Genomic DNA, 17,647 nt, shown 5'->3' with positions numbered 1-17,647 from the left:
AATTCAGAGCCAGCCCGGCCGTCAATTCCCGTCGGGCCTTCTACGAACTCAGAGTCCGGGTCGGACTCCCCGGCGTCCTGGCTGTTTCGAGGGGCATCACCGGCGAAACCAACAGCCTGCGCCGCGCCCGCACCCAAGCCGGCCAAGCCTGCGCCATAGCGGCGTACACCTTGAGCCCAGCCATGTTGGCGCACGGCGGTCCCTACACCTGCGACCAGGAACAGAAGGATCAGAGTTAGAAGGAGGCCCATACGCGACTCATGGTTTCTTTGTAGCTATTACTACACGTTTAGCGCAGTCGCTGGTTCAACGCAAGCACGGGGCGGTCGCCTGAAATGGTTGACGGACTCAGAGGAGAAAATCGCTAAAGTCTGAGAAGGTCCGAAAAGAAGCTGCCCCACTGCCTGGGGATCTGACAGTGGGGCAGACTAGAGCACATAGGGGGATATGCGCGGTGGCCACTCTATCAAACTGGCGTCGCGGTGAGCACTTCGTCAGCCAAAAAAACCGCCGGATTGCACATCCGGCGGCAATGCTAACGGAGGTTGGAGAGACCAAAGGCTGAAAGCCCGCCTTTCGTCTTGGCGACGCACAGCTGTCCGGGCTGTGTATCTAAATGCGAATCATACGCAAGTACATTTGCATGTCAAGCCTTGGCCTGTGACTTCTTCTCGGTTGCGGGGTGCTGGTCACGCATGGCGCGCGCGGCCTCAACCATTGCCTCCAGCGCTGGACGGACCTCGTCCCAGCTGCGGGTCTTGAGTCCGCAATCGGGATTGACCCACAGCCGCTCGACCGGGATCCCGCGTGCCGCCTTTTCCAGAAGGGTCACCATCTCCTGTACCGTGGGGAGGCGCGGAGAGTGGATGTCATAGACACCCGGCCCGATCTCGTTGGGGTAGGTGGATCGCTCGAAGGCATCCAGCAGTTCCATGTCCGAGCGGGCAGTCTCGATGGTGATGACATCGGCATCCAGGGATGCGATGGCCTCGATGATGTCGTTGAACTCCGAGTAGCACATGTGGGTGTGGATCTGAGTCACGTCGGCCACACCGGAGGTGGCGACGCGAAAGGCGCGCGCAGCCCATTCCAGGTAGTGATTCCATTCCCCTCGTCGAAGCGGAAGCCCTTCCCGAAACGCCGGCTCGTCGACCTGGATCACGCCAATGCCAGCGGCCTCGAGGTCGGTTATCTCGTCGCGCAGCGCCAGGGCGATCTGCAGGGCAGTGGCCTCGCGTGACTGGTCATCGCGCTCGAAGGCCCATTGCAGCATGGTCACCGGCCCGGTGAGCATGGCCTTGACCGGCTTGCTTGTGAGGGACTGGGCGTAACGTGTCCAGTCGACGGTCATCGGACTGGGCCGCTGCACATCGCCGTAGATGATGGGGGGTTTCACGCAGCGCGATCCGTAGCTCTGAACCCAGCCGTGCCGGGTAAAGGTATACCCGTCGAGTTGCTCGCCGAAATACTCCACCATGTCGTTGCGTTCGGGCTCGCCGTGCACCAGCACGTCCATGCCGATGTCTTCCTGGAAGCGGATTACGCGAGCGATCTCCTGGCGCATGGTGCGCAGGTAATCATCCCGGGTTAGCCCACCTCGGCGGTAGTCATGGCGCACCCGGCGAATGGTCTGCGTTTGTGGGAACGAACCGATGCTGGTGGTCGGGAATAGTGGGAGGTCGAGTGAGCGTTGTTGCAACGGTGCACGCTGTTCATAGGCCAGGGCACGGCGGGCGTCATCCGGGGACAGTCCCGCCACCCGTTCCCGAACCTGCGGAATGCAAGTACGAACGGCGTTCTGGCGGCTGCTGTGCACGCGCCGACTGTGTTCCAGCTCTTTGGCAACTGCCGCGCGTCCCTCGGTCAAGCCGCGCTGGAGGATCGCCAGCTCCACCAGTTTCTGGCGCGCAAAGGCCAGCCAGCCGCGTACCTCCGTGTCCATGCTGGTTTCCTGTTCCACGTCAACGGGCACGTGCAGCAACGAGCAGGAGGGGGCGAGCCACAGGCGAGAACTGCCGAGGCTGCTGACGGCGGGCTCCAGAGTGTCCAGGTCGGCCTCCATATTGGTGGCCCATATGTTGCGTCCGTCGATGATTCCCAACGACAGAATCTTGTCCTGCGGCAGCCGGGCCACCAGGGTCGAAACCTCCATCGCCCCGCGCACGGCATCCACGTGGAGCCCCGCTACCGGTAGCTCCAGTGCCAGGTCGCGCTGGCTGCCAAGGCCACCGAAATAGGTCGTGAGCAAGAGGCGTGGCCCGCCGCGGTGGAGACGGTCGTAAGCCGCCCTTAGCGCTGACTGCCACTCGACGGGCAGATCCAGTGTGAGGATGGGCTCGTCGATCTGAACCCAAGAAACCCCCTCTGCGCTGATCCACTCCAGGAGTTCCTGATAGGCCGGGACGAGCCGGTCAAGCAGTTCCAGTGGCTCCCCGTCATCCTTCATCTTCGCCAGGTACAGAAAGCTGACCGGCCCCAGCAGGACGGGCTTGGGCTGCAGACCCATCTCGCGCGCCTCCCGGATCTCCGTTCGTAGTCTGTCCGGAATGGCCGCAAAGGATTGTTCGAGGGTCAGCTCCGGGACCAGGTAGTGGTAGTTGGTGTCGAACCACTTGGTCATCTCCAGCGCCGGCACATCGGGCAACGCATCGTTGTGGGAACGACCGCGAGCCATGTAGAAAGCTAGGTCCAGCGGGTGCTCGGCCGCTGCGGCATGAAAGCGCTCCGGCAGAACGCCCAGCGTCAGCATCATGTCCAGCACGTGGTCGTAGAAACTGAAGTCGCCGACCGGCACCTGTTGGATGCCAGCTTCGCGTTGCCAGGCCCAATGACGCTGCCGTAACTCGCGGCCCGAGGTTTCCAGTTGATCGCGGCTGATGTTGCCGCTCCAGTAACGCTCAACGTACGTCTTCAGCTCGCGACGGGCGCCAATGCGGGGAAAGCCAAGATTATGGGTGGTGATCATGGATCTATAGACTCCGGGTTGAACACGGCGTCCAGTCTCGTCATGCTTGCTACATGAGTAAAACGATATTTCTTCACGGACACCATGAGTGCCACTCATGATCTGTCGGGAGTACTCGAGCTCCGGCATCTGCGGGCGGTTTGCGAGATCGTGCGGTTGGGGAGTGTGACTGCCGCAGCTGATAGCCTTTGCGTAACTCAGTCGGCACTGTCGCATCAGTTGCGCCAGCTTGAAGAACGACTAGGTGTGACCCTCTTCGAACGCCGAACGCGTCCGGTGCGGTTATCGGCTGCCGGAGAACGGCTACTGCAGGCGGCTGACCGGGTGTTGCCCGAGGTCACCGCCGCGCAGCGTGATGTCGTGCAGATCCGCGACGGCGGACGTGGCCGACTGTTTCTGGTGCTGGAGTGCCACAGCTGCTTTCAGTGGCTGATGCCGGCGGTAGGTGCCTTTCGACGGCACTGGCCGGAGGTGGAGCTGGATCTTACCCTTAGCCATGGATTCACGGCACTGGACGCCCTGCGCAACGGCGATGTGGACGCCGCCGTTGCGGTCGACCCCGTGGATGATCCCGAACTCGAGTCGGTACACCTGATGGATTATGAAAATCTGCTCGTGGTTCCGACCGGCCACCGGTTGGCCGAGCGGCCCTGCGTCGACCCCGAGGATCTGCGTGGAGAGACGTTGATAACCTATCCGGTCAGTGAGGAGCGCTTGGACATTTATCGGCGTTTTCTGCACCCGGCGGGGGTTTCGGTTCCGCGGCGGACCACCGAGGTCAGTGCCATGCTGCTGCAGCTGGTAGCCAGCCGCCGAGGTGTCGCGGTACTGCCGGACTGGGCCCTGCCGGAGCTGGAAGCGGGGCTTGACGGAAACTCGCGCGAGCCGGCTGCGACCCGTCGCGTCAGGCTCGGCTCGAATGGCCTATGGAGCACCCTGGCGATCACTATGCGCCGGACCGACCGGGAACACGCCTACATGCTCGATTTCGTGGGTACGGCCCGTGACATCCTCCGCACCAATACCCGCAAAGAACTGCATTCAGCGACCTAAGTTGGACGAGCGGCGTCTACGTCCTCGACGCGTAAAGCAAACCCCAGTGCCACATCCTACATGGGGGGCGTCGCTGAAAGTGCTATTGAGAAATCACAACTAGGGATACCATCGTCCAGCGAACCTCGCCGGAGTGAAGCCAAAGCCGCTACAAAAGGTAGCGCGGAGGTGAACCCCCCTCCGAAGCGTTGGTTCGGGAAGTGTTGGTGCTCAAAGCCCGTGCCCAGAAGAGGGCACCGCCACCACGCCCCTGTCTTGGACGGCCGGTGCGGAATTGCGCGGCCGGAAAGTCGACATCACGGGGACCCGCAGATACGCTTCCTGCAAATACCCTGCGGATGTAATGGATGAGCCCGAATCGCCACGGAGGCCATTGGACCGAGACAAAGCTTGATGCTCTCGAGAAATACCTGAACGCGTACCTGAGCATCCTGAAGGGGAACAGCAGGGCACAATTCCTGCGAACCCACTACGTCGACGCCTTTGCAGGAAGCACGCGCAGAGCGAACAAGACATCCGGGGATCGCAACCTCCCCTTCGATGAGGCTGACCGGGAGGAGAAGGAAGCTTACGCAGCCGGAAGTGTCCGCCGGGCCCTGGGACTGGCGATGGCGTTCGACCGGTATCATTTCGCAGAGATCAATCCTCGGTACTGCGAGGAGCTGCAGCAGACCATCCAGGCGGAGTTCCCGGAGCGGGCCGAGCAATGCCACGTGTATCCGCTGGACGCGAACGAAATGTTGGAGCAATGGGTAAACGGTCTGGGGCGTCTTGATCGGGGGGTCGTGTTCCTCGATCCGTACGGTATGCAGGTGCGCTGGGAGACCATTGAACGCCTCGGCCGCAGTCAGAAAGTCGACCTGTGGATGCTTTTCCCGTATTCGGCGGTGAACCGCCTACTGCGGAACGATCGCCAGATCGATCAGGCGTGGCGCGAAGCTTTGGACCGATTTTTTGGAGATGGGTCTTGGGAGGGCGAGTTCTTTCGAGAATCCGCCACTCGGGACTTGTTTGACCAGCAGCCGACCTTGGAGCGCCGGGTTGATACGGAAGGCGTTGCACGATACCTCGTGCGCAAGCTCAAGGGAGTTTTCACGGCGGTGCATGAACCCCCTTTGGTCTTGAAGAATACGCGGGGGAGTCCTCTGTTCCTGTTGGTGTTCGCGGTTGGCAACCCGAAGGCGGTGGGCGCGGCAATGAAGATCGCGGGCGACATTCTCAAAACTGCCTGACATCCAGACGGGTGTTTGACGTCATCGCCATTTCTGGCGATACTGTCCGGACATACAGTATTCCGGAGGCACACCATGGCGTCTTCCTCGGAAATTGAATGGACGGAGCAGACGTGGAACCCGGTCACCGGCTGTACCAAGGTGTCCCCGGGGTGTAAGCACTGCTATGCCGAGACCATGGCGCACCGCTTGAAGGCGATGGGTGCGCGTGGCTACGAGCGGGGCTTCCAACTCACGCTACACCCCGAACGCCTGGATCAACCGCTGCGCCGCCGCAAGCCGACCACCTACTTCGTCAACAGCATGTCCGATCTCTTCCACGAGGACGTCCCCGAGGTCTTCATTGACCGGGTAATGGAGGTGATCCGCACCACGCCCCAGCACACCTATCAGATCCTGACCAAACGCGCGGACCGGCTGCCGGAATACTTCCTGGGTCGACCGTGCCCTCCCAATATCTGGCTGGGCGTTTCCGTTGAGGATCGGCGCTACGGCCTCCCACGCATCGAGCAGCTGCGCAGAACCGATGCGCCTCTACGGTTTCTGTCCGTGGAACCTCTCCTTGAGGACCTTGGCCCGCTCGACCTCTCCGGCATTCACTGGGTGATCGTGGGTGGCGAATCGGGTCCGGGTGCTCGGCCCATGGATCCCGCTTGGGTGGAAGGCGTAAAGGACCAAGCGGAATCGTTCGGAGCCGCGTTCTTCTTCAAGCAGTGGGGTAGCTGGGGTGCCGACGGCAAGCGCCGGGCCAAGCGCAGCAATGGTCGGCTGTTCCAGGGGCGGACCTGGGATGGAACGCCTCAACCCATTCACTTCGCACCCTGATGCCTTATCCCGGTGGCAAGTCGGTTCATGGGGTTTACCACCGACTGATCAACCAGATTCCTCCGCACCGCACCTACCTTGAGACCCACCTTGGGGGTGGCGCCGTCATGAGGCTCAAGCGGCCCGCCGAAATCAATGTCGGCGTCGACATCGATCCGGCGGTCGTTCGGGCCTGGTCAGGGACTCCGTCGATTCAAGTCGTGGAAGGCGATGCGATCGCATTCCTCCGATCCTACGCCTTTGAAGGAGACGAGTTCGTGTACGCGGACCCGCCGTATCTTGAGGAGGCGCGCCGCAGCGTGCGATCTCCCTATCGATATGCCGCATCCACGGCACATCACGACGCCCTGCTCGACGTACTTACCTCACTACCCTGTGCGGTGATGGTCTCGGGATACTGGACTTCGATGTATGCGAGTCGGCTCGAATCGTGGCGCACGCTGCGGTTCCCCGTGCGTACCCGCGGAGGGGTGACCCAGGAAGAATGGGTGTGGATGAACTACCCGGAACCCTCCGAACTGCACGATTATCGCTACCTTGGTGGCGACTACCGCGAGCGCGAACGCATCCGACGACGACTTGAACGCTGGCGCAGAAAGTTGGAGGAGCTACCGGCCCTGGAACGGCAGGCACTCCTGTGTGCGCTGCACTCCACAGGCGGTCAAGCGCGGACTCCACGCCAATAAGCCCGCCTCCTTCTGCTGCGTTTGCGGTGACGATTACTCGTGGCACCCAGGCACCGACTTATCAGCATCGGTGCCCCAGGTGTTCAACCAGGCGCGCGCTTCCTGTCCGGTCAGGTGCTGACCAGTTGCCCGGTAGGCCGACCAGGACGCCAAGGCTTCCTGCCTGAAACTCGCGCGGGCACCCTCGCGGTCAATGCACTGGCGGATGGCTTCGAACATGATCCGGGTCCCTCGGTTGAGCCTCAAAACGAAAAAGCCGAGCCCCTTGCGGGAACCCGGCTTATCCTCGAGGACGTACCCCGAGGGGGGAACTAAGTTGCAGCGTAATGCTACCAAACGCACCCCGTCAACCTGTTTCCACGCCGATAGCCCACTGTGCGGCTACGGGCCTGTGTTCCAAAAACGATCGTTTTCGAGAGGGTCGCGCCGAATCCAGCGACGCCACCCAATTGCTTGCGCCTAAGTGTCTCAAAACTGTATCTTGAAACTCCGTGTCGCAAAACCGAGCGTAGCGATGAGTTTCGAGAGGCCAAGCCTATGAAAGTCGGGTATGCACGCGTTTCTACCCGGGACCAGGACCCATCGCTCCAGACCGATGCCCTGCGGGAGTCCGGGTGCGACCGGATCTACGAGGACCGCGCATCCGGAGCCCAGCGTGATCGCCCACAGCTTCGGGAGGCCCTGGATTACATGCGGCAGGGCGACGTCCTGGTGGTCTGGAGACTGGACAGGCTTGCCCGATCCATGCGGCAGCTGATCACCACTGTCGGGGACCTGGAGGAGCGCGGGATCGAGTTCCAGTCCCTGACGGAATCCATCGACACCACGACGCCAGGCGGGAAGCTGGTTTTTCACGTATTTGGCGCAGTGGCCGAGTTCGAGCGCTCCATCATGCAGGAGCGGACTCGTGCGGGCCTGGACGCCGCGCGCCAGCGTGGCCGCACCGGCGGACGCCCCCCAGCGCTTACAGACGAACAGCTGGCCTTTGCGTGGACAGTCCTTTCCCACTCCGATGCTCCCGTGCGGGAACTGGCCAAGCAGCTGAGTGTTTCGCCCGCCACGCTCTATCGCCACTTTCCCGGCGGTCGAGCCGCGCTCCGTGACAATAGCGATGAATGAGGTCCGCCTGCGCAAGGTCGTCCCTGACCGCAACCAATTCCGGTTCTACCGGATGTTCATTCAGCGAGGTCTTTTCGGTGGGTATGCCATCTGTCGCGAATCAGGCCGCATCGGACGCCCCGGAAACACTCGCGCAGAGTGGTGCGGCACCACGGACGACACCGCCGAAACCTACGCCCAATGGAGTAAGTTCTTCACCTATCTTGGTTCAGACGGGATAATGGCTTCGGTCCCAGTGAAATCCTCGTATGGCTGCAGCGCGGTCTTGGAGCATTTCAAGATTAGCGCCGAGTAGACCATCTGTCGCGCCTTTGACCAGCCCCTTGGCCAGCCGTAAAGAATCGAGGCCGAGCCGCCTCGGGTTTTTTCACACTTCATTTCGGGAGAGATTCATATGCACTCTTCGAACCATCGGGACTACTTGGGACGCAAGTTTTTCTGGGTATCCGGATTATCTGGTTGATACATTGAAGGGAGAGACCATGAACGACATTACATTCAGCAACGCACTCCGCGAACAATTCCGTGACCCCGAAGCCTACCTGGAGCAGGTGGGCAATGCGCTTTTCGGTCTGTTCCGAGTGCTAGGCTGGTGGGTGGCCATGACCGCTACCTACACTTCTGCCGCCGCGATCTTCGCATTCATCACCCAGGATCTTAGTGCTTACTCCCAAGGTGATCTGCAAGAAGGCATGCGGGTCATCGTCACGTTCGCCGGTGGTGCTGCCGCCTTGGCGTGTCTCCTTGGTAACACCGGAAGGTTCCGAGATGTATTCAGCGCCAGGGCGTGGGATAAAGTGGAACGTTTCCGGGCCATCAAGGAAAAGATCGAATCGCAGATTGACACAACGGAAGGCTTGCTGGTGAAGCATGGCCTTATTACCGAGGACAATGTAGAGCGTCGTCGAGCAGACGTGGAACGTCGAGCCGCTACGGTAAGTGGCACCTCATCAACCAGATAATCCGGATACCCGTTTTTCTTAAGAGATTACGTATACCGCAACAATACACTTAGTGAAGAACAAAGTGCTCTAATGCGGAAGTACGGCACTTGGTGTGAAGCCCTAGACAAAGGGTACATAGCACCAGAAACGCCTGGCCAAGCATTTTTTTTACACTTAATTGACTCTACCCGATCCAGGCCAAGACGAAGACATCGCGCGGATCAGCTTGATTACAAGACCTTGACGGAGGCGCAGCGGGCAAGCATTGCGGCGGCACCGGGCCGGAAAGAGTTTATTCAAAAACTCGCAGCCGCTTGGAAGGCATATATCCATGTGTCCTGGCAGGAGGCGGAAGAAGTAGGCCGATTCGAGGCTGAAATGGAAGCCCTCGAAGAAGACCCGAACGCCAGTCTGTTGCCCTCGCCAGGTCCGGAATGCGGGCAACTGCAAGACGATTGGAGTGCATCGCTAGACGATTCTGATTCGCTATACTGGGAGGACTATCTAGGGGGTCCAGATGTTGAATAGCCTTCTCGGCAGGTCTGCCGTATGCAGCGAATGGCACCGCATCGGGCGGCAGGGAGTCGTCCACAACGACCGGTGCAACACCATAGACGAGGCAAAGGCGATCCGGGGCAAAGGCCGAAGCCAAAGTCAGGCGCGGCTACACCGGGTTGACGGGCAACGCAGCAGCCGCAAAGGGAAAGGCCCGGGAAGGGAATGGCATGAAGAATGGCAAGGGGCTTATCCGGAAAGGGCAACGAACGGGCTCCACACATGAGAACAGTGAAGGTGCGTCGCCGACCGTTAAGAAGTCCGCACACGGGAATCGCTGCCTAAGCTCGGGTACCATATGTGTACATACAGCTTCTTCCCATCAAAGTCGCAAAGGGCGAGCGGGGCAACCGTCATGCGCAAGAAAGCACTCAGCACGGCACGGGAGATCATGGAAGCCGTGGACCGTGGCGAGCGTGTCTATTGGCACAGCCTGCAGTATCCGGTCCACAAGGATCGCCTGGGGCAATATTACATCGGCAAAGGCCAGGGAATGATCGGCCTTACGTGGGCGGATGGAGAAACGCTAAACGCCGAGGCGGAGGAGTTTTTTGTTGTTGATTCCCCTATGTCGATTAGGACCTCTTTCGATTCTATCCATTAACATGCGTATTTGTGGGCGGCCCTCCCGGTCTCTACCGTACCACAGTGAGAGCGCGTGCAGGCGGGGTGTTCGGCGAATCGGGGGCGCGCGTCTCACTAGACCCTGGCCCTTTCACTAGAGGCTTCACAGAAAGGCGGGGCGGCACAGGCAAGTCTACGAGCGCCGAATGGCCGTGGGATTTGACTCGCGCTGAACTATTCCGCCACGAACGACCCGGGTCACTCGAACGGTGTCTGTGCCATCATATGACACAGAGAAATCCACATAGAGTTACTGTCAAAAGTGGTGTACGGGGGGATTGAGGAAGGCGGCGTATCCGGCTGGAATGGAAGTGCGACCAACCAGCCAGCCAGAGGAGATACGCCAACATGGCTCACGATACGACAGAGAACCCGAACGGACCAGAGGACCCGTTGACCGATCTGCTGCGCCGCGGGGCGCGGGATCTGATCCAGCAAGCGGTGGAGGCAGAGTTGCGGACGTTCATGGAGACCTACGCGGAGGATCGCATGCCGGACGGTCGCCGGGCGGTCGTACGCAATGGCTATCAGCCCCAGCGCCGGGTTCAGACCGGCATCGGCGATGTACCGGTGCAGGTGCCGAAGACCCGGGATCGGTCCGGCGGTGGCCGGCACTTCACGTCGAGCCTGCTGCCCCCGTATCTGCGCCGGGCGCGCTCGGTCGAGGAGCTGCTGCCCTGGCTCTATCTCAAGGGGGTGTCCTCGGGCGACTTCCAGGAGGCGCTGAGCGCGCTGCTGGGCGAGCAGGCCCAGGGGCTGTCGGCCTCGACACTGGGCCGCCTCAAGCAGCAGTGGCTGACCGAGCACGCCGAATGGCGCGAGCGTGATCTCCGCGCCTACCGCTACAGCTACTGGTGGGCGGACGGTATCCACTTCAACCTGCGCGGGGAGGACGACGAACGCGCCTGTGTGCTGGTCATCATCGGGGTCCTGCCCGACGGGACCAAGGAGTTTGTTGCCCTCGACGACGGGATGCGCGAGTCCGAGCAGAGCTGGTACGAACTGCTGGTGCGCCTGCGGGATCATCAGGGCCTCGCGAACGGCCCGAAGCTCGCCATCGGCGATGGCGCGCTGGGCTTCTGGAAGGCCCTGGCCCGGGTCTACCCGGACACCCGCCGCCAGCGCTGCTGGGTCCACAAGACCGCCAATGTGCTGAACCGGCTGCCCAAGCGCAGTCAGCCCAAGGCCAAGTCCGCCTTGCAGGCGATCTGGATGGCCGAGACCCGCGCCGACGCCGAACAGGCCTTCGACGCCTTCCTGACCGCCTACGGCGACAAGTACCCGAAAGCCGCCGAGACGCTGGCCAAGGACCGGGAAGACCTGCTCGCGTTCTACGACTTCCCAGCCGCGCACTGGCAGTCGATCCGGACCACCAATCCGATCGAATCGACCTTCGCCACCGTGCGGCTGCGCACCGCCAAGACCCGGGGCTGCGTGACCCGCAATACCGTCCTGAGCTTGACGTTCAAGCTCGGCCAGAGCGCGCAGAAGCGCTGGCGCCGGCTCCGGGGTTACGAATGGCTCGACAAGCTCGAGCGCGGGGTCAAGTTCATCGACGGCATCGAGCAGACCGAACCGACCAACGACGAGGCATCCTCCATCACCGACCGGAGCGCCGCCTGAACCCGCCATCGCTCATACACCAGACTTGACCATAACTCATCCACATAATTAACCTCACTCGCCTCGCCTTCAAAGCAGTCGTTGAACGCCTTTAGGATTTCGACCTTATCTAGTTCTTGTGCTGAAGGGTTCGCGTTGTTCCTGGGGCTTGGTACGGTGGCCGGCATCACATAAAGGCAGGGAGGGACAAGCGAGAAGGGTCCCACTTCCTTTAAGCGCTCTTGGTTGTTGGCAACTTTTGGGCATGGTCGAGCAACAGTTCCGCACACCATGTCCCATACAATGAGCCCGTCTACTTGCTGATTCTTCGAGATGATTTCCGCGCTCAGTCGTGTGTGTAGGCCGGACCAAGCGTTGTGTCGCGGGTCGGCGGCGTTATTGGAGCAAACGCTCCATAAAATAAATTCCTGTGCATTGGTCGGGCGATCAAAGATGAGTGTGTTATTACCGTCCAGGCAACCTTTCAGCTCAATAACAGCGGTCTTTCCTGACGGCATCTGTACAACATAATCATGTCTATTTTCATGACCGGCTGAATCCCACCCAGCGATGAATCCTTGGTCTTCCATAAAGTTCAGGACGTGTTGTACGAATTCGCGTTTTTCTCTCATGGAAGCCGAGAATTGTCCGCGCACGCGTTCGATTGCTCCACGAAAGAGCCCACTATTGTAGAAATCCTTTTCATCGAGACCGTGTGTGCCTAGTTTATGTGCCTCGGATTTTAGGGTCTCCGCATACTCTCGAATCAAACGGCGTAATTCAGTGTTCTGTTCGCAAGGAATGATGCTCATGCGGCGACCCTACCTTCGCGTGGATTTAGGTGCAGGATTGGGCTAAAGATGTTGGACGCAATGTGGCGGACCGCAGGCACGGCAACCCCGTCTCCCGAAAGATGGTAGGCTTCATTGTAGTTCTCTGGCAGCTGGTAGTCGTCCGAAAGGCCCATTAGACGAGCAGTTTCGCGGCTGGAAATAAGTCTCGAACGAACACGGCCGTCATCAACCACAATTATAAGCTGGCGACTGGAGCCGCCAGAGGGTGTGCGCAAACAACCCGCTACGTCATCAAAACGGACCTCTGCGCGCTGTACTTTGCTCCCGTTAGAGTGTCTCCGCGTTCGCTTGTAGACAGCCCCCACTACTCGCTCCCCCGCGCGGGATCGGTTCCGGGCACCCTCCAATTTTTCCAGGTTTGTCTCGGTCATCATGGCTATCAGTTGTTGGGTTTGTTCTCGGGAGTGCCATGTGACGCTCTGAGGGTCATCTTCGATCAGATCAGCAAAGGATGCCGTACGCGGAGGGGGCGTTGGCATATTCCACCAAACCCAATCTTGCCGAAGATCTGACGGCAGCCGGCCGATAGCATTCTGGAGAGTCTTTGAGTGCCAGAGAGTAGAGGGTCCTTGTTGCACAACGGCGTCCGGGATACGGACGTCTTGGCGGATACCGATAATGAATAGACGGGGCCTGGAATGGGGGAGAAACAAGGCAGCATCGATCACCATGGCCCCGAATTGGTAGCCATGCCGTTGGAAGGCGGAGCAGATGGCTTCAAAATCACGCCCGCCATGGGAATGCAGCGTACCAACGACATTCTCCAAGGCGATTATCTCGGGAGCTCGATCACCGGCAATGAGGCCGCTGATAACATCCCAGAATGGCCAAAAAGTCCCTGAGCGGTCCCCTTTTAGGCCAGCACCGGCCCCAGCCAATGAAAGGTCTTGGCAGGGAAAGGAGCCCCATATGAGGTTCGCTTTTCCCGGAAGCGTCTCAGGGGTAACTTGGCGCACGTCGCAAGCAACTATTTCTCCGTCGCCCCAGTTGCGGCGATATGTAGCGCATTTCTTGTGGTCGAAGTCATTGGCAAATAGGCACGTCCAATCTGGGCCAAGGCCGGCCCGTGCCATTCCGGCACCGGCAAAGAATTCGTAAAATCCAGCCATATCTCCCTCAGTCGTCCAGTTGTTGGTGGTGCAGTCGTTGATAGAATGAACCTTTAGGCGATGGCTTTATGATCCATTGATTGTGTGTTAGTGATATCAGGTTTTGGAGTTTAATGGTGATGTCATGTAACTCCGCGCTGTAGGAGGCGGGTAAAGAGTTTTCCGCATGCTTCGGCGGAAAGCGGGCACTATACTCCCAAGTTTCATGGTGCCACTGTTTCCAGGCGGATGGAAGACCGGCAGCCGGTTCTGCGCACAGAACATCAGCATGCGGGATCAGACCCAACCCCTAACGGTGAGGCACCTACGGCCACATCCGACGGTGTACACCCAACCGCAGCACACATGGCACGGAACAACGGCGGAAACCCTTGGAATTCGGCTGACGGTTTCCCGGGGACGGCGGTATCAGGGAGGATCCATCATGAGTCGCTCGTCACCAACGTTCCGGGCACCCCCTCAATGCTGCAGTTCCTCCGTCGCAAGTCTCCTGCTACTAAACAAGCCGAGCGGAGGAAGATACCGCCTCAGGACGGGCTACTCCCCGTCCTGAGGGCCGACGATCTGCTGCAGCCACCCCACCGCCAAGCGCTCCTGCGCCAGATCACCAGCCTTCTGGCTTTGCCAACGGACTGCTCCAGCCAGTACGTGGTGTCTGCGATAGAGCGGTACGCCGCGTTCGTCCAGGAAGTGCCAGCGTCGGAGGTTCACCACCATTCGGGTCGCGGCGGCATGTTGGACCACGGCCTTGAGGTTGTCCTCAAGGCGCTGCAGATCCGCCGGGGATACGTCCTGCCACCCGGGGCGGAGCCCGAGAGGCTGTCACACGAGGCGGATGCGTGGTCCTACGGCGTCTTCTCGGCAGCTCTGCTGCACGACGTAGGCAAGCCCGTGGTTGACCAAGAGATCGTCCTGTACGACGCCGTTGGCAACCGCCTGGGGCGCTGGGAACCCTGGCACGGGCCGATGACCGAGCGACCGGGTGCGCGCTGGTACTCCGTGCGGTACAGGCGCGGTCGCGCTCACAAACTCCACGAACCGGTATCCAGTCTCGTCGCGCATTGGGTCCTGCCGCCGGAAGGCATGTCCTGGATCGCTGAACACCAGGAACTGCTGCAGGCGTGGATCCATGCAATCCACGGGCGGATGGAGGATGCGGGGGCGCTGGGACAGATCATCCTGCAGGCCGACCGGGAGTCGGTGGCGCGGAACCTGGGCGGCGAATCACCGGACCGACTTCCGACGCCCACGAAGCCGCTCCACGAGAAGCTGATGACATCGCTTCGGCACCTGTTGAGCAGCGAAGGTCTGCCGCTGAACCGCAATGGGGCGGCAGGCTGGCGCACGGAGTCGGATCTGTGGCTCGTGTCGAAGCGCGCAGCCGACGCGCTGCGGGCACAGCTCCGCGAGGAGGGGCATTCCGGTATTCCTTCAAACAACGACCGGATCTTCGACACACTGCAGGAGCACGGAGTGCTGACCGCCAATGGGGACCGCGCCATCTGGAGGGCCCGGGTTGCCGGTGACGGCTGGTCGCACGAGCTGACACTCATCCGCCTGCCGGTGGCCCGCATTTGGTCCGATCCTGATGCGATGCCGATGGTGTTCGAGGGTTCCGTGACTCCGCTTGGCGAGGCAGCGGCCGAGGGAACAACGGAGTCTGGCGACGGAGCGGTCAGCCGCCCTGCACCGGAAGAAGTGGCCACCCCCGCAGCAGGCCCACCCACGGCGAGGAGCGTCGCGATCCAGCCGGGTCAGTCTGGCGAAGTGGTGGAAGAACACTCGCCCTCCGGCCCGCCCCAATCCGCCGACGTTGACGATCTGCCACTACCGCCGGGTCTCGACGGCGTCCTGGATGAAGCCACTGACGGGCCGACGGCCGAGCCACCGCCACAGTCGATGGCGTCCTGCGATCCGGGTGCGGACGCCCCCTTGCCTGAAGACCCGGGGGATGCCTGTCTCGAATGGATCCGGCGAGGTGTCGCGGACGGGTCGCTCCTGGTGAACACGCGAGAGGCCCGGATCCACGTCGTCGCCGAGGGCGTGCTACTCGTCAGTCCCGGGATCTTCCGCGACTTTGCGAGTGCGACGGGCCACGCGTGGAACGCGGCCCAGAAGCGTTTTCAGCGGTTGCAGCTACACGAGAAGTCCCCCGAGGGCACCAACATCCACCGCTATGTGGTGAGGGGCGAACGCCAGACGAGCCGGATCAACGGTCTCCTGATCCGCGACGTCTCCGTGGTCTTCGGTCCGGACTGGACCCCCTCACCCAACGACCACCTGACACCCGCCACCGAAGCGTAAGCCAGCCGTCTTGCCCGGATAGTTACAGGGGTGTGACACGGGAGCAAGAACGAAATATTCTCTACGGCTTCTTCCGAAATCATAAAAATCGAATATTCGGAAGAAATGCAGAGGGAGCTGGCAAACAGGCAAGGAAGCAAGGAGGAGGAATAAGGAATGCTGGTTTTGACCCTGAAGGACGGGGAAGCACTGTACGTGGGGAATAGCGCCCTCGTGGTTGCGGTGCAGACCCAGGAAGCACCCCTTCGACTGTCGGCGTGCGCGCCCGGTCTCAATGTCGAGTGGGACACCGCAGGCAGCCGGATGACCCTTCATCGCCCGGACGGTCCTGTCCGTATGGAGTACGTCGATCATCGCAAGGCACGCCTCGGCATCGAGGCCCCCGAGAGCGTGGATATCGTGCGCGAGGCATTGCGGGAACGACGTCAATCCTCCCAGGAAATTTCGGCTCCATCGCAAACGGAGTAGGCGGTTTCACTGCTGAATCCGTAAGGTCGCGCGCCTGGCAGGGAGACCGTGTGCTAACTTCAGTGATGCCAGGGGCGTGACTTGAACCCGTTACAGGGGAGGGCATGCCCGCGATGGAAACCCACCGCACCCTCGACGACCTGGTGCAGATCTATCTGCGCGAGCGGATTTTGCGGCCCGATACCGCCATCCGATACCAACAGGTTGTTCGACAGTTTCAAAACGACATGGGCGTCAGGACGCTGGACGAGATTCAGCGCGACACGCTGCTGGAATGGCGCAGCCAGGTCCTGCAGCGCGCCCGCGCGACGACCTGGAACTACTACCGTCGCCATTTCCGCGCGATGTGGCGCTTCGCCATGGAAGCGGAATGGATCAGCCATGACCCCCTGGAACGGGTCGATGCGGCTCCTGAAGATCGGCGGATCAAGACCGTTTCGCGCGACCTTCTGGATCAGGCGATCGCGGCGCTCGATGACTCCGAGAATCGATGCCTTGAGCCCCGCTGGTTCTGGCTCGCAGTACTCCTCACCTTCTACTACACCGGCATGCGAAGGCGGCAACTGGTAGCACTGACGTGGGGCGACGTGTGCTGGAACCAGAACGTACTGCGGCTATCGGTGGCGGGATCGAAGACCCACCGCGAATGGGATATTCCGGTTCCAGCGCCCTTGCTTGAGCCATTGCGGGAACTGTATGACCGGACCATCGCGCTCCGCGGGCCTCGGGGCCTTGAGCACTCGCAAGTGTTCGACCTGGGCCTGCATCGGGGCGAAGCGCGCTACCAGGGCGACGGCATCCGAGTAGGACAGGTCAGCGGCTTTTTCCGGAAGTTAGGCGAGGTACTGGGACAGCCCATTTCGCCGCACCGTCTCCGGCATACGCTGGGGACCGAGGTGGGGCGTCAGGAGAACCCTCCGCTTCGCGCGCTGCAGCACCTGCTGGGACACACCAACCTATCGACTACGATGCAATACGTCGAACCCGATATGGGGCAGCTGCGCCAGTTGGTTGACCACCTCCCCCAACCGGGCCGATCCTAGCCAGCGTGCCGGATCACCGCAGACACGCAAACCCTTGCTTGACTGTGGATTCCGATATGGGATAGTAAAGGGTCGGGTGGCTGTACATGCCGCCCGTAGCCAGTCAGTACGTGCCACCTGGCAGTACGCCTCGACATTCGAGCGGGGGACGCAAAAAAGAAGGGCGGTGCGACCAACACCGCCCTTCCGATGGTCCGAATAGGGCGGACCGGTCCCTGGCTCTGGTCTGTCATCGTCCCCTTGATCCGGCGATGACAGCAAGTT

At 60.9% G+C, this 17,647-nt stretch carries 15 protein-coding genes and 1 pseudogene; 12 read left to right on the top strand and 4 right to left on the bottom strand.

The genetic code is table 11. The annotated features are described in order from the left end of the window. Positions 1 to 646: 646 nt before the first annotated feature. Complete coding sequence (metE, locus tag F813_RS0110760; RefSeq protein WP_017926560.1) at positions 647 to 2,965, bottom strand: 5-methyltetrahydropteroyltriglutamate--homocysteine S-methyltransferase; 2,319 nt, start codon at positions 2,963 to 2,965, stop codon at positions 647 to 649. Positions 2,966 to 3,049: 84 nt separating this feature from the next. On the opposite strand from metE, the gene F813_RS0110755 reads away from it, so the two are divergent. The 4 genes from F813_RS0110755 to F813_RS0110740 all read left to right on the top strand — a co-directional run bounded on the left by F813_RS0110755 (position 3,050) and on the right by F813_RS0110740 (position 6,761). Next, positions 3,050 to 4,018, top strand: coding sequence for a LysR family transcriptional regulator (locus tag F813_RS0110755; RefSeq protein ID WP_081601311.1), 969 nt, complete (start codon positions 3,050 to 3,052; stop codon positions 4,016 to 4,018). Between the two features lie 347 nt (positions 4,019 to 4,365). Further along, entirely contained in the window at positions 4,366 to 5,250 is an 885-nt protein-coding gene (tcmP, locus tag F813_RS0110750; protein WP_017926558.1) for a three-Cys-motif partner protein TcmP, read from the top strand. A 75-nt stretch (positions 5,251 to 5,325) separates the two neighbouring features. Next, the gene (locus F813_RS0110745) at positions 5,326 to 6,075 is read left to right on the top strand and encodes a DUF5131 family protein (protein WP_017926557.1); all 750 of its coding nucleotides are present in this window, start codon (positions 5,326 to 5,328) and stop codon (positions 6,073 to 6,075) included. Between the two features lie 107 nt (positions 6,076 to 6,182). Beyond that, positions 6,183 to 6,761, top strand: a complete 579-nt coding sequence (locus F813_RS0110740; protein ID WP_231289552.1) for a DNA adenine methylase — start codon at positions 6,183 to 6,185, stop codon at positions 6,759 to 6,761. A gap of 33 nt (positions 6,762 to 6,794) precedes the next feature. On the opposite strand, the pseudogene F813_RS13685 reads toward F813_RS0110740, so the two are convergent. Then, positions 6,795 to 6,983, bottom strand: a pseudogene (locus tag F813_RS13685) (CopG family transcriptional regulator); the annotation flags it as partial. A gap of 315 nt (positions 6,984 to 7,298) precedes the next feature. On the opposite strand from F813_RS13685, the gene F813_RS0110730 reads away from it, so the two are divergent. The 5 genes from F813_RS0110730 to F813_RS0110710 all read left to right on the top strand — a co-directional run bounded on the left by F813_RS0110730 (position 7,299) and on the right by F813_RS0110710 (position 11,626). After that, a complete protein-coding gene (locus F813_RS0110730; RefSeq protein WP_017926554.1) occupies positions 7,299 to 7,880 on the top strand; it encodes a recombinase family protein in 582 nt (193 codons plus the stop codon). Then, positions 7,873 to 8,175: a WGR domain-containing protein gene (locus tag F813_RS13680; RefSeq protein ID WP_017926553.1), complete on the top strand. Its 303-nt coding sequence runs from the start codon at positions 7,873 to 7,875 to the stop codon at positions 8,173 to 8,175. The genes F813_RS0110730 and F813_RS13680 overlap by 8 nt, the downstream gene beginning before the upstream one ends. Positions 8,176 to 8,362: 187 nt before the next feature. Then, the gene (locus F813_RS0110720; protein ID WP_017926552.1) at positions 8,363 to 8,842 is read left to right on the top strand and encodes a hypothetical protein; all 480 of its coding nucleotides are present in this window, start codon (positions 8,363 to 8,365) and stop codon (positions 8,840 to 8,842) included. A gap of 892 nt (positions 8,843 to 9,734) precedes the next feature. Further along, entirely contained in the window at positions 9,735 to 9,983 is a 249-nt protein-coding gene (locus F813_RS13675; RefSeq protein WP_051048360.1) for a hypothetical protein, read from the top strand. Positions 9,984 to 10,351: 368 nt separating this feature from the next. Beyond that, a complete protein-coding gene (locus F813_RS0110710; RefSeq protein ID WP_017926550.1) occupies positions 10,352 to 11,626 on the top strand; it encodes an IS256 family transposase in 1,275 nt (424 codons plus the stop codon). Here the strand turns inward: F813_RS0110710 and F813_RS14160 are convergent. Both F813_RS14160 and F813_RS14605 read right to left on the bottom strand, forming a co-directional pair. After that, complete coding sequence (locus F813_RS14160; protein ID WP_017926549.1) at positions 11,515 to 12,417, bottom strand: hypothetical protein; 903 nt, start codon at positions 12,415 to 12,417, stop codon at positions 11,515 to 11,517. The genes F813_RS0110710 and F813_RS14160 overlap by 112 nt on opposite strands. Continuing rightward, complete coding sequence (locus F813_RS14605; RefSeq protein WP_255324806.1) at positions 12,414 to 13,532, bottom strand: DNA cytosine methyltransferase; 1,119 nt, start codon at positions 13,530 to 13,532, stop codon at positions 12,414 to 12,416. Before F813_RS14605 ends, F813_RS14160 begins: the two co-directional genes overlap by 4 nt. Positions 13,533 to 14,030: 498 nt before the next feature. Here F813_RS14605 and mobH point away from each other — a divergent pair, with 498 nt between their 5' ends. The 3 genes from mobH to F813_RS0110690 all read left to right on the top strand — a co-directional run bounded on the left by mobH (position 14,031) and on the right by F813_RS0110690 (position 17,383). Further along, complete coding sequence (gene mobH, locus F813_RS0110700; protein ID WP_017926547.1) at positions 14,031 to 15,872, top strand: MobH family relaxase; 1,842 nt, start codon at positions 14,031 to 14,033, stop codon at positions 15,870 to 15,872. Between the two features lie 156 nt (positions 15,873 to 16,028). Further along, a complete protein-coding gene (locus F813_RS0110695; protein WP_017926546.1) occupies positions 16,029 to 16,340 on the top strand; it encodes a carbon storage regulator in 312 nt (103 codons plus the stop codon). 104 nt (positions 16,341 to 16,444) lie between these two features. After that, entirely contained in the window at positions 16,445 to 17,383 is a 939-nt protein-coding gene (locus F813_RS0110690; RefSeq protein ID WP_017926545.1) for a site-specific integrase, read from the top strand. Positions 17,384 to 17,647: the final 264 nt, after the last annotated feature.

The sequence above is a fragment of the Thioalkalivibrio sp. HL-Eb18 genome (assembly GCF_000364985.1).
Lineage (GTDB): Bacteria > Pseudomonadota > Gammaproteobacteria > Ectothiorhodospirales > Ectothiorhodospiraceae > Thioalkalivibrio.
This window is presented reverse-complemented; position numbering and strand designations above follow the sequence as displayed.